The organism is Enterobacter sp. 168J2 (assembly GCF_034107265.1).
In the GTDB taxonomy this organism is placed as follows: Bacteria; Pseudomonadota; Gammaproteobacteria; order Enterobacterales; family Enterobacteriaceae; genus Enterobacter; species Enterobacter nematophilus.
Genome location: NZ_JAWNEB010000003.1, coordinates 146,421 through 160,597, shown reverse-complemented (window position 1 = coordinate 160,597; position 14,177 = coordinate 146,421). Strand labels below are relative to the sequence as shown.

General features: G+C 57.0%; 12 protein-coding genes. 5 read left to right on the top strand and 7 right to left on the bottom strand.

Going from position 1 to position 14,177, the window contains the following annotated elements:
- Positions 1–110 precede the first annotated feature (110 nt).
- On the top strand, positions 111–1,151 hold the full coding sequence (locus USG84_RS11340) for an NADP(H)-dependent aldo-keto reductase (RefSeq protein ID WP_028014287.1): 1,041 nt from the start codon (positions 111–113) through the stop codon (positions 1,149–1,151).
- Between the two features lie 82 nt (positions 1,152–1,233).
- Here the strand turns inward: USG84_RS11340 and lplT are convergent, their stop codons facing one another.
- Entirely contained in the window at positions 1,234–2,427 is a 1,194-nt protein-coding gene (gene lplT / locus USG84_RS11335; RefSeq protein ID WP_061097200.1) for a lysophospholipid transporter LplT, read from the bottom strand.
- Positions 2,420–4,579: a bifunctional acyl-ACP--phospholipid O-acyltransferase/long-chain-fatty-acid--ACP ligase gene (gene aas, locus USG84_RS11330; RefSeq protein WP_253543224.1), complete on the bottom strand. Its 2,160-nt coding sequence runs from the start codon at positions 4,577–4,579 to the stop codon at positions 2,420–2,422. Before aas ends, lplT begins: the two co-directional genes overlap by 8 nt.
- 623 nt (positions 4,580–5,202) lie before the next feature.
- On the opposite strand from aas, the gene galR reads away from it, so the two are divergent.
- Positions 5,203–6,219, top strand: coding sequence for an HTH-type transcriptional regulator GalR (gene galR / locus USG84_RS11325; RefSeq protein ID WP_253543225.1), 1,017 nt, complete (start codon positions 5,203–5,205; stop codon positions 6,217–6,219).
- On the opposite strand, the gene USG84_RS11320 is transcribed toward galR, so the two are convergent.
- Positions 6,180–6,665, bottom strand: coding sequence for a GNAT family N-acetyltransferase (locus tag USG84_RS11320; protein WP_151412379.1), 486 nt, complete (start codon positions 6,663–6,665; stop codon positions 6,180–6,182). The two genes, galR and USG84_RS11320, sit on opposite strands and share 40 nt — an antisense overlap.
- Before the next feature lie 220 nt (positions 6,666–6,885).
- Here USG84_RS11320 and USG84_RS11315 point away from each other — a divergent pair, with 220 nt between their 5' ends.
- Positions 6,886–7,923, top strand: a complete 1,038-nt coding sequence (locus USG84_RS11315; RefSeq protein ID WP_061097196.1) for a LacI family DNA-binding transcriptional regulator — start codon at positions 6,886–6,888, stop codon at positions 7,921–7,923.
- Here USG84_RS11315 and lysA read toward each other — a convergent pair.
- Entirely contained in the window at positions 7,893–9,155 is a 1,263-nt protein-coding gene (gene lysA, locus USG84_RS11310) for a diaminopimelate decarboxylase (protein WP_151412378.1), read from the bottom strand. The two genes, USG84_RS11315 and lysA, sit on opposite strands and share 31 nt — an antisense overlap.
- A 122-nt stretch (positions 9,156–9,277) precedes the next feature.
- On the opposite strand from lysA, the gene USG84_RS11305 reads away from it, so the two are divergent.
- Positions 9,278–10,204 carry a LysR family transcriptional regulator gene (locus USG84_RS11305; protein ID WP_253543226.1) on the top strand — a complete coding sequence of 309 codons (927 nt, stop codon included), beginning with the start codon at positions 9,278–9,280 and terminating at the stop codon, positions 10,202–10,204.
- Here the strand turns inward: USG84_RS11305 and USG84_RS11300 are convergent.
- Positions 10,199–10,891: an aspartate/glutamate racemase gene (locus USG84_RS11300; RefSeq protein ID WP_151412377.1), complete on the bottom strand. Its 693-nt coding sequence runs from the start codon at positions 10,889–10,891 to the stop codon at positions 10,199–10,201. The genes USG84_RS11305 and USG84_RS11300 overlap by 6 nt on opposite strands.
- 133 nt (positions 10,892–11,024) lie before the next feature.
- Between USG84_RS11300 and USG84_RS11295 the strand changes: the two genes are divergently transcribed.
- Entirely contained in the window at positions 11,025–11,348 is a 324-nt protein-coding gene (locus tag USG84_RS11295; protein WP_151412376.1) for a cupin domain-containing protein, read from the top strand.
- A gap of 36 nt (positions 11,349–11,384) precedes the next feature.
- On the opposite strand, the gene wzz(fepE) is transcribed toward USG84_RS11295, so the two are convergent.
- On the bottom strand, positions 11,385–12,509 hold the full coding sequence (gene wzz(fepE), locus USG84_RS11290; protein ID WP_151412375.1) for an LPS O-antigen length regulator Wzz(fepE): 1,125 nt from the start codon (positions 12,507–12,509) through the stop codon (positions 11,385–11,387).
- 208 nt (positions 12,510–12,717) lie between these two features.
- Positions 12,718–14,133 carry a sugar porter family MFS transporter gene (locus USG84_RS11285; protein ID WP_320738269.1) on the bottom strand — a complete coding sequence of 472 codons (1,416 nt, stop codon included), beginning with the start codon at positions 14,131–14,133 and terminating at the stop codon, positions 12,718–12,720.
- Positions 14,134–14,177: the final 44 nt, after the last annotated feature.

Below are 14,177 nucleotides of genomic sequence, written 5' to 3'. Positions count from 1 at the left end.
CTGGCCTTTTTGATTTTTTTCTTCCCCTTTTGCTTCCCCTCTGCCATGTTTATATTCCTTTGTCGGGAGGTTCCTGACGCGGTCTACATGTCTATTGAAGGAAGCCGGCTATGCATTATCACCGTATCCCCCACAGCGCTCTGGAGATAAGTCAACTGGGGTTGGGCACGATGACATTTGGTGAACAAAACAGCGAAGCCGATGCCCATGCACAACTCGATTATGCCGTCAGCCAGGGGATTAACCTGATTGATGTGGCAGAGATGTACCCTGTGCCTCCACGCCCTGAAACGCAGGGACTTACCGAAACCTACGTCGGTAACTGGCTGGCAAAACGCGGTAACCGTGAAAAGCTGGTTATCGCCTCGAAAGTGAGTGGCCCCGCGCGAAACAACGATGCCGGGATCCGCCCAAACCAGATCCTCGATCGCAAAAATATTCGCGCCGCGCTGGACGCCAGCCTGAAGCGCCTGCAAACCGACTATCTCGACCTGTACCAGGTCCACTGGCCTCAGCGTCCAACCAACTGTTTTGGCAAGCTGGGCTACAGCTGGAACGAGAGCGCCCCCGCCGTTACCCTTCTGGAAACGCTGGAAGCGCTCACGGAGTGCCAGCGTGCGGGAAAAATCCGCTACATTGGCGTGTCCAACGAAACGGCCTTTGGGGTGATGCGTTATCTGCACCTGGCGGATAAACACGATCTGCCGCGTATCGTCACCATTCAGAACCCGTACAGCCTGCTTAACCGCAGCTACGAGGTGGGGCTGGCCGAAGTGACGCAATATGAGGAAGTGGAACTGCTCGCCTATTCATGCCTCGGTTTTGGCACCCTGACGGGGAAATACCTGAACGGTGCAAAACCGGCCGGGGCGCGTAATACCCTCTTTAGCCGCTTTACCCGCTACAGCGGCGAGCAGACGCAGAAAGCCGTTGCAGCCTATGTGGATATCGCGAAGCGCCACGGCCTTGATCCGGCGCAGATGGCGCTGGCCTTCGTGCGCCGTCAGCCGTTTGTTGCCAGCACCCTGCTTGGCGCGACGACCATGGAACAGCTGAAAACGAACATTGAGAGTTTCCATCTAAACCTGAGTGAAGAGGTGTTAGCGGAGATTGAAGCGGTGCATCAGGTTTATACCTATCCTGCGCCGTAATAAAAGCAAAACGGCAACGCACGTTGCCGTTTTTAGGGTTTGCTCCCTTTCCCGCTGGGATGAGGGCATCAGGCCGCACTTATCAACGACGACGCTGCCAGATCCACAACCCCGCAATCGCCGCCGCGAACAGTCCACCAAATCCGACGCCAATCGCCACCACCGGGACACCCACTTTTACCGCCAGCGAGTAGAGCCCCAGCATTAACAGCATGGCCAGGTTTTCACCGAGGTTTTGTACCGCAATGGCATTCCCCGCCCCGACGGTCTGCTTGCCGCGCTCCTGGAGTAACGCATTCAGCGGTACCACGAAGAAACCACCCAGAATACCAATCAGGATCAGCAGGGCATAAGCGGGCAATAACGCATGTTGCAGCGAGAAAATAAGCACCACGACGCCAATCAGGATCCCCGCTGGCATGCAGCGTGCTACCGTCTCGAGCGTCACCAGTTTCGCCGCCGCGCCTGCCCCAGCCACAATGCCGATCGCCACCATCGCATTAAGATAGGTCGGCGTCGCATTGTCCGTAATCCCCAGCGCTACCGGTACCCACAGGACCAGCAGGAAGCGCAGCGTGACGCCTGCCCCCCAGAACATACTGGTCCCCATCAGGGAGAAACGCGTTTCCCCGTTACGCCACAGCACGCGGCACGCGTTAAAGAAACTGCCGGTCATCGGTTTAAAGCGCCAGGATTGCCCCGGGCGAGCCACCGGCAGCTTAGGAATAAACAGGTTCGCCACGACTGCCCCTCCATACACCGCCGCACATACGCCCAGTGCCGCCAGGACATGCCAGTCGGCCAGTACGCCACCCGCGACGGAGCCGAGGAGGATAGCAGCGATAGTCGACGACTCCATCAGACCGTTGGCCTTCACCAGCTTATCGCCCGTGGTTAGCTCCCCGAGGATGCCATACTTCGCCGGGGAGTAAGCGGCAGCGCCGATGCCCACCAGCGTGTAGCCAATAAACGGGTTGAAGCCGAAGCAGATACTGGCGGCACCCAGCAGCTTGAGACCGTTGGCGAACATCATCACCCGGCCTTTGGGGAAGCTGTCCGCCACCTGCCCTACAAACGGGGCAAAGATAATGTAAGCGCCCACAAACACCATCTGCAGGATCGGCTGGCTCCAGTCGGGGTAAAATTCGGCTTTCAGCAGCGCCAGAGTGGCAAACAGCAGCGCGTTATCACCAAACGCAGAGAGAAACTGCGCGGCGATGACCGCCATCATGCCTTTCGAACGCAGCGAGGTGTTAGTGTGTACTGACTCACGCATTATGCGGTTCCGCCTCTTCAACCATGCCTTTCAGGGTCACAAAATCGGGCTTGCCGCTACCCAGCACCGGAAGCTGCTTCAGGAAGCGAATATCGCGCGGCACCGCCAGCTCTGGAATACCATGCTCACGCGCATAGCTCAGTAGCCTGTCGCGCTTAAGCTCGCCGTCGGTGGTAAACAAAACCAGCGCCTCACCTTTGCTGGCATCACTCTTCACCACCGTCGCATGCATCTTATCTGCAGAGACGGCCGTCGCCAGCTGTTCAACCATTTCCAGAGAGACCATCTCACCGGCGATTTTGGCGAAGCGTTTTGCGCGCCCCTGAATCTGTACAAAGCCCTGCTCGTCGAAACGGACGATATCACCGGTGTCGTACCAGCCGGTTTCAACCTCGCCGTTGACGTTTTCCGCCGTTGGCGCTTCCAGCACGCCAGGGTTTTCCACGCGCAGGTAACCGTTCATCACGTTCGGCCCTTTCAGCTGCAGGCGGCCTCCGTCCTCAATGCCCGGCACGGCCAGCAAGCGCGCATCCATCCCCGGCAGAATTCGGCCCACCGTACCCGGTTTCGCCGCCATAGGGACGTTGATCGAGACAACGGGCGCGCACTCGGTAACGCCATACCCTTCAAGAATGCGCAGGCCAAACTTGTCCTGCCAGATCTGACGCGTGCTCTCCTGCAGCTTTTCCGCACCGGCCACCACGTACCGAACGCGGAAGAAATCATACGGATTGGCGAAACGGGCATAGTTACCCAGGAAGGTTGAGGTCCCGAACAGGACGGTGCAGTTACGGTCATACACCAGCTCCGGCACAATGCGGTAGTGGAGCGGGCTGGGATAGAGAAATACTTCTGCCCCGGTCAGCAGCGGCGTGAACAGCCCCACCGTCAGGCCAAAGGAGTGGAACAGCGGCAGCGCCGACATAAAACGGTCATTCGCGGTAAAGTCGGCAATGCTTTTGATCTGCTCAACGTTCGCCAGAATACTCTTGTGGCTGTGGACCACACCTTTCGGGTTGCCCTCCGAACCCGACGTGAAAAGGATAATCGCGTCATCTTCCGGCTGCTGTTTGACCTGCGCCAGATGCGGCATCAGCAGGTGCGCAAAAATCCACAGCTTGTCGCCGGTGGTCACGTCCGCTTTCAGATCTTCCAGGAAGACCCAGCGCACCTGAGTCAGCTGTTCCGGCAGATGCCACAGCTTGCCTTTGTCCAGGAACTGTCGGGAGGTAAAGACGGTATTGATTTGGGCGGCGGTAATGGCGCTGGTCAGCCCTTTCACGCCCGCCGTGTAGTTCATCATCGCCGGTATACGGCCACGGGAAACCGCACCAAAAATCACCGCCGCGCTGATGCCCGCGTTTGGCAGCATCAGGCCGATCTTTTCGCCCTTCTTGCTGTACTTCTCCAGAATCCGGCCCACAAACAGCGTCTTGGTCAGCAGCTTGCGATAGGTATCCGGGGTAAAGTTGATGTCTTCAATACAGTTTTTCTTTGCACCATAGCGATACTGCGCCGAAAGCAGGGATTCATACAGCGTTTCCCGCGGACGAACGGCCATGCGCGCTTCCATCATAATCTGGTGCAGCATTTCCCCGGCGATTTTACGGCGATCGCGGGCGCGCGGCGCGTCGGGCATCGGAAGCGACGTTGGCGGCAGAATATGCAGGGTGATTTTGGGGAACAGACGCTGCTTCACCAGCCCTTTCAGGCGGCTGAAATGGGTTAACTCTGCGCCTTCGATACGCAGCGGCACCACGGTCGCTTTTGACTTCGCCGCGACAAAACCCGCGCCGTCGTAGATTTTCATCAGCGAACCGGTCACTGAAATGCGCCCTTCCGGGAAAATGACCACCGGACGCCCCTGCTCTACCAGACGTACCAGATGTTTAATCATCATCGGCTTTGTCGGGTCAAGCGGCACAAAATCAATCAGCGGCGTGAGCCAGCGCATATACCACTGCTGGCTGATGGAGGTATAGACCGCAAACACCGGGCGCACGGGCAGAAACAGCGCAAGCAGGATGCCGTCTATAAAGGAAACATGATTGGGTGTGATGAGAACGCGCTCGCCGCGAAGCGCCTGGGCATCGCCAGTGACGTGGATGCGAAAGAGAATACGGAACAGTGTACGGAAAAACCCAAATAGCATCTCAACTCCCTTTGCCAGCCAGTATGAAGGGTTGATAGTAAATGGTGGCAGATTACACGAGAAGTGATACGGGAGCGACAGCAAAGTGGAGGCAAAAAAAAACCTGCGCATCCGCGCAGGTTGGTGCAAGTGATGAGTACGAAACCGTACTAAGAATTCTCACCAATCAATACCTCTGGGATCTTGATTGTGGCTGTTGACCCTGCGCTTCGCCAGCAGGAAAACGCAAGGGAATGAGCCGAAATGCAACCAGGTGTGAATATTCTCTGTTGCTGTTACAGGTTGAACTTTCAGGCAAAAAAAAACCTGCGTAAGAACGCAGGCTGGTGTAAGTCGTGTTAATCAACCGGAGTTGATTCCACCTATCAATACCTCTGGGATCTCGACTCTACCAACCTCTTTAACGTCATCGCCACCGGACAATCGCAACAGCCTGAGGCAAAGTGTAACCAAAGGTTCAGATTGACATTCTTCTGACATGACCAGACGTGTAACGATTACACTATCAGGGTTGGTCTGCGTCACGTTTGTGGCGCGCGGAAACCGGCTTCCCTTGAATGCACGTCACTTTTCCGCAACACTATTTAGTGTGTAAACGCTTACCCCAAATAAGAAGGTTATAAATGGCGACAATAAAGGATGTGGCTCGTCTGGCAGGTGTGTCGGTAGCCACCGTCTCTCGCGTGATTAATGATTCACCCAAAGCCAGTGGCGCATCACGCCAGGCGGTACAAAGCGCCATGGAAACCCTGAACTACCATCCGAATGCCAACGCCCGCGCGCTCGCCCAGCAGTCAACGGATACCATTGGGCTGGTGGTGGGAGACGTTTCCGACCCCTTTTTCGGGGCGATGGTGAAAGCGGTTGAACAGGTCTCCTATCAGACGGGTAATTTTTTACTGATCGGCAATGGCTATCATAATGAACAAAAAGAACGCCAGGCCATCGAGCAGCTGATCCGCCACCGCTGCGCGGCGCTGGTGGTTCACGCCAAAATGATCCCGGATGCCGAGCTGATTCACCTGATGAAGCAGATGCCCGGCATGGTGATTATCAACCGTATTATCCCCGGCTTTGAAAAACGCTGTGTAGCCCTCGACGACCGCTACGGCGCCTGGCTTGCGACCCGTCATCTGATTCAACAGGGCCATACCCGGATTGGCTATCTCTGCTCCAATCACCCCATTTCTGATGCGGAAGACCGCCTGCAGGGCTACTACGACGCCCTGCGCGAAAACGGTCTGCCGTGTAATGACCGCCTGGTGGCCTACGGTGAACCGGATGAGAGCGGCGGCGAACAGGCCATGACGGAGCTGCTGGGTCGCGGACGAAATTTCACCGCGGTCGCCAGCTATAACGATTCGATGGCCGCCGGGGCAATGGGCGTCATGAATGACAACGGGATTGAGGTGCCGGCGGAAATCTCGCTGATTGGCTTTGACGATGTCCTGGTCTCCCGGTACGTGCGCCCGCGCCTGACTACCGTACGCTACCCCATCATCACGATGGCCACCCAGGCCGCAGAGCTGGCGCTGGCGCTGGCCGAACAACGCCAGCCGCCGGAGATTACCCACCTCTTCAGCCCAACGCTAGTGCGCCGTCACTCCGTTGCAGCGCCCGCTGACGCGCAGAGCGAATAGCGATACAGGTGTACGGTTTTATCCGGATACTCCAGCCCATCGCCAATATACTGCCAGCCGTAACGTTCATAGAAGTCGCGGCAGGCAGACCAGAGATGGAGTTCATCGTATCCGGCCCGTGCGGCGAAGCGAATAACATGCTGCTGTAACTCTCCTGCCAGCCCCTTACCGCGCGCCGCGTCATCAACGTAGAGCGCCGCCAGCCACGGATAGAGATCCTGACGGGTAATCAAATCACAGCGCCAGAGTCCCACCGTCCCGAGAAGCCGTTCATCCTCTAAGGCTATAAAGGTCAGCGGCAGGGCACCCGGCGTCTGGCTGTGCTCAACGATGCTATGGAAAAAATCCCGCGCAAGCCCCTCGCCAAAGGCCTGCCAGAGCCAGTCGGTGACCTGCTCCGCATAGCGCGGTGCCTCGTAAAGCGGGAGAATGGCGGTCTTTTTCACGTTTCACCTGCGTTTTTGATGAATATGCTGGCCTGACGCCTCCAGCCCGGTTTGGCGATTATTTTACCAGAGTCAGACTATTTAGTTTTACTTCCGGCAGGCCAGGCGAATCGTGACCAAAAAGCGTGATCGTGGCAGAAGTTTTGCGCTTCCCGCATCGCTTATACGCTGTCAGGTCTGTGTTAAACTGCAGACCATTACGTGGAAGCAGGAATGAAGAATGGCAACAATGCTGGATGTCTCACTGCGCGCGGGCGTGTCGAAGGCTACCGTCTCGCGCGTGCTGAACGGCACAGGTCAGGTTAAAGAGAGCACGCGTCAGCAGGTCTTTGCTGCGATGGAAGAGCTGGGCTACCGCCCAAACTTTCTCGCGCGTTCGCTGGCTAACCAGACCAGCAACAGCATTGGTCTGGTCGTCTCTACCTTTGACGGCTTTTACTTTGGTCGTCTTTTGCAGCAGGCGTCGCGGCAGACCGAAACCCACGGGAAACAGCTGATCGTCACCGACGGTCACGACGCGCCAGAGCAGGAAGAGCAGGCGGTGCAGATGCTGGCCGACCGCCAGTGCGATGCCATCGTGCTTTACACGCGCTATATGAGCGAAAAAGCGATCATCAAGCTGATTAATACCGTGCAAACGCCGCTGGTGGTCATCAACCGTGAAGTCAGCCAGGCACCGGAGCGCTGCGTGTTCTTCGAACAGCAGGATGCCGCGTTTAAGGCGGTGGATTACCTGATCAATCAGGGCCACCGGGAGATCGCCTGCATTACCGTTCCGATCCACACCCCCACGGGTAAAGCGCGGCTGATGGGCTACCGCAAGGCGCTGGAAAAGCACGGCATTCGCCTGGACGAACGTCGGATAAAGTACGGTGATGCGGGAATGACGCGGGGCTATGAGCTGTGTAAAGAGCTGATTGCTGAAGGGGTGTCGTTCAGCGCGCTGTTTGCCTGTAACGATGATATGGCGCTGGGCGCGTCTAAAGCGCTGCATCAGGCAGGGCTTAAGATCCCGCAGGATATCTCCCTGTTCGGCTTTGACGATGCCCCAAGCGCGAAGTGGCTGGAGCCTGCGCTGTCGTCGGTTTATCTGCCGATAGATAATATGATCGTCACGGCTATCGATCAGGCGATCCGGCTGGCGAAAAACCAGCCGGTCGATGCGATCCCGCCGTTTACCGGCACGCTGGTATTACGCGATTCGGTCACAACGGGGCCGTACTTTCATCAAACGAGCTCCAGCGCCAGCAGTTCCTGAATAGTCTGGCGACGGCGGATCAGCCGCGCCTTGCCGTTATCAAACAGCACTTCCGGCAGCAGCGGACGGCTGTTGTAGTTCGAGGACATAGACGCCCCGTACGCTCCGGTGTCGTGCAGCACCAGGTAATCGCCCGGCTTCACCTCCGGCAGCGCGCGGGTTTCAACTTTGCCGCCTTCCTGCTGGGTAAACACGTCACCGGATTCACACAGCGGGCCTGCGACCACCGTCTCGCGGCGCGGGGCGTGCGTTAAATCGCGGCCATCGGCAGCCAGGGCGGTAATGTGATGGTAGCTGCCGTACATGGACGGACGCATCAGGTCGTTAAAGCCCGCGTCAATCAGCACGAAGTGGCGGGAGCCCATCTCTTTGACGCTGCGCACCTGCGCCACCAGCACGCCGGCTTCGGCCACCAGGAAACGACCCGGCTCAATTTCCAGCTTCACGGCATGGCCCAGATGCGCGGCGATCCGATCGCGCGCGGCGCTCCACAGGCCGTAATAGTGATCGGTGTCGATCGCCTCTTCCCCTTCGCGGTAAGGAATGGAAAGACCGCCACCGGCGGAGATCGCCTCCAGATCCTGACCGAAGTCAACAACCTGGCGCACCATTGCCCCGCACACCTGCTCCAGGTGCCCGTAATCAACGCCGGAGCCAATGTGCATGTGAATGCCCACCAGCTTCAGGCTGTAGCGCTGCAGTACCTCAAGCGCGGCAGGCATATCGGCATACCAGATCCCGTGCTTGCTGTTTTCGCCCCCGGTGTTGGTTTTTTGGCTGTGGCCGTGACCAAAGCCCGGGTTGATCCGCAGCCAGACGCGATGACCTGGCGAAACCTGCCCAAGCTGCTCCAGCATATCCACAGAACCGGCGTTCACCGGCACCTGCAGTTCATGCACGCGCGCAAGCGTGGCGTCGTCGATCACATCCGCGGTAAAGACGATCGCGTCAGGATCGGTTTTCGGATCAAAGCCTGCCGCCAGCGCACGCTCGATTTCGCCCAGCGACACGGAGTCAACCTTCACGCCCTGCTCGCGCATCAGGCGCAGAATATGAATATTGGAGCAGGCCTTCTGGGCAAAACGCACCACGTCAAACTGATGCAGGGCGGCGATCTTCTCGCGAACGATCTGCGCGTCGTAGACCCATACCGGGCAGCCAAATTCGGCGGGCAGGCGCAGCAGGTTTTCAGCGTTCAAATCGGTATCCGTCTGGTTGAGCGGGCGTGGCATGGTCTTCTCCAGGTCAATTCATTTTTTATGATTACGCCACAGCGGAAGCAGAATAAAAAATATCGTTTTATCGCGAGTCTATGCAAAAATGATATGGACAGTTCTTTGCTTTCAGGTGCCCTATGCCCGCCGTCAATTTACGCCACATCGAGATTTTTCACGCCGTGATGACCACCGGCAATCTCACCGAAGCCGCGCAAATGCTGCATACCTCGCAGCCGACGGTCAGCCGCGAGCTGGCGCGCTTCGAGAAAGTGCTGGGGCTGAAGCTGTTCGAACGCGCCCGGGGCAGGCTTCACCCGACGGTGCAGGGGTTACGCCTGTTTGAAGAAGTGCAGCGCTCCTGGTACGGACTGGACAGAATCGTCAGCGCGGCGGAAAGCCTGCGCGAGTTTCGTCAGGGCGAGCTGTCGATTGTCTGCCTGCCTGTCTTCTCTCAGTCCTTCTTGCCGACGCTGCTCCAGCCTTTTCTGGCCCGCTATCCCGAGGTCAATCTCACCATCGTGCCGCAGGAGTCGCCCCTGCTCGAAGAGTGGCTGTCGGCACAGCGTCACGATCTCGGATTAACCGAAACCCTCTCGACCCCCGCGGGAACGGCACGCACGGAACTGCTCGCGCTGGATGAAGTGTGCGTACTGCCCGCCGGGCATCGGCTTGCCCACAAAGCGGCGCTGACGCCCGCGGATTTTCACGGTGAAAACTACATTAGCCTGTCGCAAACGGACAGCTACCGGCAGCTGCTGGATACGCTTTTTGCTGAGCATCAGGTGAAGCGGCGGATGGTCGTGGAAACGCACAGCGCGGCGTCAATATGCGCGATGGTGCGTGCGGGCGTTGGCGTCGCGGTCGTCAATCCGCTTACGGCGCTGGACTATGCAGGAAGCGGGATCGTCATCCGCCGTTTTAGCGTTTCCGTCCCGTTCACCGTAAGCCTTATCCGCCCGCTGCACCGTCCGGCTTCCGCGCTGGTGGACGCATTCACCGAACACTTAGTTGAGCATGCGCGTCAGGTGGCGCTTCGCTTACCTGACCTGCAAAACCCGTTATGACAGCATAAATTCCACGGCATCTGCCGCGTGAATGGCTGCGGTATCAAATACCGGAATGGGGCTTCGTTCGGCCGGCACCAGCAAACCGATCTCCGTGCAGCCGAAAATCACCCCTTCAGCCCCCTGCTGCGCCAGTTTCTCTATTACGCTGACGTAATATGCGCGGGAAGTTTCGCTGAAGGTTCCGAGGCAGAGCTCGTCAAAGATAATCTGATTGATGCGCGTCCGGTCCCCCTCATCCGGGATCGGGCTTTCAATCCCAAACTCGCTTTGCAGGCGCCCGCGATAGAAATCCTGCTCCATGGTGTAACGCGTGCCCAGCAAGGCCACGCGCGACATTCCCGAAGCGCGAATGGCGCGTCCGGTGGCGTCCGCGATGTGCAGGAACGGCAGAGAACTGCGCGCTTCAATGTGCGAGGCCACTTTGTGCATCGTGTTGGTACACAGCAGAATGCCCTGCGCCCCCGCACGCTCCAGCCCCAGCGCGGCATCGGCCAGGATTTCTCCGGCTTTATCCCATTCGCCGCTCGACTGGCAGGCTTCGATTTCATGAAAATCAACGCTGTGCAGCAGCAGGCTCGCGGAGTGCAGGCCGCCCAGACGCTGCTTTACCCCTTCGTTAATCAGGCGGTAATAAGGGATAGTCGATTCCCAGCTCATCCCACCTATCAGGCCAATCGTTTTCATCACCCCTCCTTATCTCTTTAAGCCAGTGAAGCAAACTTGTGATCCTGTTTCCAGTTCTTTATTACGTCGTTTTCTTTTTAAGCTGGCCGATATAAATTAAATAAAACACCGTTTTATTATAAAGGGCAAAGCCATGTTTATGTTCCACAAAGAAACCGCGTCTGAAGATCTGGGGAACGGCGTTACGCGCCGCGTGCTGGCCCACGGCGGCAGGATGATGGCGGTTGAAGTGCATTTTGAGCAGGGCGCGATTGGCCCACTGCATAACCACCCGCACGAACAGTTAACCTATGTTCTCTCCGGTGAATTTGAATTTACCATTGGTGAAGAGAAGCATGTCGTGACGGCGGGAGATACGCTCTACAAAAAACCGCACGTGATGCACGGCTGCGTCTGCCTCAGTGCCGGCACGCTGCTGGACACCTTTACGCCTGTTCGCGAGGATTTCCTGAAATAAAAAAGGCGCTGTTTCAGCGCCTTCCTGTATGCAAATTTAATCCGTTACCGGCTCTGGCAATGGGTTTCGGCTGAGCATGGCCTCACGCAGTAACACGCTGCCGCAGGCAAAGAGAGCGCCAAGGATCGCCGCCAGAATGACAATCATGCCTGTGCCCGGGCCGTCTTTTTTCACCGGCATGGAGGGCGAAAGCTGATACCTGAATGGCTCAAGCTTAACGTCTGCGAAGGAGAGTTTTTTCAGCTGCGCCAGGTAATATTCCCGGTTCTGGAAGTCCGCGTTCAGCTCCGTCACGTCCTTCAGATTTTTTTCAATCTTTAGCTTTTCCGCGATACCGTCAGCCCCGAGCGCAACGGAGTAATCCGGATCGTCTTTTATCGCCTGTCCGTTGCTGTAGACGGGCTTCTTAATGCCCGCGGCATTCGCCACTTCCAGCGAATAGTTCAGCCGCTGCAGGTTGGTGTTATGCACATTGGTCAGACGAACGCGGTCGAGCGCCAGCTGCTGTTCTACCTCGTTCGTTTTGAGGGCGATCTGGTTGCGGATATTCTGCACCGTCTCTTTCTCAACGATTGCCGAGATATAGTTGATATACCCTTCCAGGACGGACTGGGCATCGGCTGCGGTCGGCGCGGTGAAGCTCAATGTCCAGGAGACGAAAGGCGCTTTATCCGCGTCTTTTCCCTGAACATCATTCACCGCCTTCATTCTTTCTGCAATATTGACAACCGCACGGTGCAGTTCAAGCGGGTCCACTTCCGCATTTTTAAGCTGCGCCATCACGTAAGTGGAAGAGGTCATATACTCTTCAAGCAATGACTGCGACTGGAATTTTTTAATAAACAGGTCAAAGACTTCCTGACGGGTAACCGGCACCTTCACATCAAGAACCTGCAGCGCAACCATCATCTGGCGCAGCGGGTTCCACTGCGTCTGTTCCGCCGGAGTGATCACCGCTTTACTGGTCCATTTTTGCGGTAGCAGAAGCGCAATTGCCAGACCTGCCAGCGCGAAAACAAAGATAATGGTGGCAATACGCTTTTTCGCGGTAATCAGAACATCTAACAGACCCAGAAGATCGATCTCTTTTGAACTGACTGCTGGAGGGGCATACGAGGGAAAGTCGAGGTCCGTGTTTTTTTTGAAATCCATTGCTGACATAGCCGTTCTTCTGTTTCGAATGCAGTAAATTCCTGCCGGGTGAATTCAGTTGCCCGATAATACAAGAAACTAAGAATAATCTGAATGCGAGAATGGACTATCTGAGGAATTGCTATCAAAGTTGGTAGTTATTTACGGCATTACTCGTGTGAATCCTTGTGTAAACCAAAAAGCCGGGTGGCGGCTGCGCCTTACCCGGCATTAACTCTTACACGCCGATATTTCGCAGTTTCTCCCCGCTCATCAGCTTGCGTTCAATATGCTCCAGCGTCACGCCTTTGGTTTCTGGAATCAGCCAGAATGTCACGCCAATAAACGCCACGTTCAGCACCGTGTAGAGCCAGAAGGTTCCCGCCGCGCCAATCGCATCCAGCAGCGTCAGGAAGGTCGCGCCGATGATCATGTTCGATACCCAGTTGGTGGTGGTGGAACAGGTGATGCCAAAATCGCGGCATTTCAGCGGCTGAATTTCAGAGCACAGGATCCACACCACCGGCGCGGCGCTCATCGCGTAGCCAGCAATACACATCATGGTCATGCCCACGGAGAGCCAGGAGAGGCCGCTGGACGCCGTGCCGTTATCAAACTGCATCAGGCAGTAGCCGAGGATCAGCGTACCGAGCGCCATCACGCTAAAGCCGATCTTCAGCGCCGGTTTACGTCCGGCTTTATCGACGGTGAATACCGCAATAAAGGTCGCGAACATAAAGGTCAGCCCCACCACCAGCGTGGCGATCATCTGCTGTTCGGTGGTGGTAAAACCGGCCATTTTGAAAATGCGCGGCGCGTAATACATGATGATGTTCATCCCGGTGAACTGCTGCATCGCCTGCAGCAACATGCCGAGAAACACCGCGCGGCGCACGTTGCGGTTAGCCTTAAACAGCGACCAGCCGCCCTGCTTCAGCTTCAGGCTTTCGCGGATCTCGTTCAGCTCTTCACGCGCTTTCTCAGACGTGTCGCGCAGCATGCGCAGCACCTCCTCCGCCTCCACGTGACGCCCTTTTTGCGCCAGCCAGCGCGGGCTGTTGGGCAGGAAGATCACTAACAAAATCAGCACTACCGCAGGCAGCGCCAGCACGCCGAGCATCGCCCGCCAGTTACCGCTGTAGCTGAAGTACGTATCGGACAGGAACGCCAGCACGATGCCCAGCGTCACCATCAGCTGGTACATGCTGATCATCTTGCCGCGCACGTTCTCGCTCGCCATTTCAGAGAGATACAGCGGCGCGGTGTAGGAGGCAATCCCTACCGCCACGCCCAGCAGCACGCGGGAGAGCAGCAGCACTTCAACGTTGGTGGCAAACGCCGAGCCAATGGACCCGGCAACAAACAGGACCGCCCCGACCATCAGGCTGTATTTACGCCCAAGGCGGAACGAAAGCCAGCCGTTAAACAGCGCGCCGATGGCCGCGCCGAGCATCATGCTGCTCACCACCCATTCCTGAAGGCGGTTACTCAGCGTGAAGTGATCGGTAATAAACGGCAGCGCCCCGGCGATAACGCCGATATCCAGGCCAAACAGCAAACCGGCCACGGCTGCCGCAATGGAGACAAACTGGTTCATGCGGCGGGTATCGCGCAGCGCGGCGGGCATCAGGGTAGAGTCATTTATAGATGTCATATTTTTCCTGCCTCAACAGCAAAATTCGTTAAGTGAAATTACGA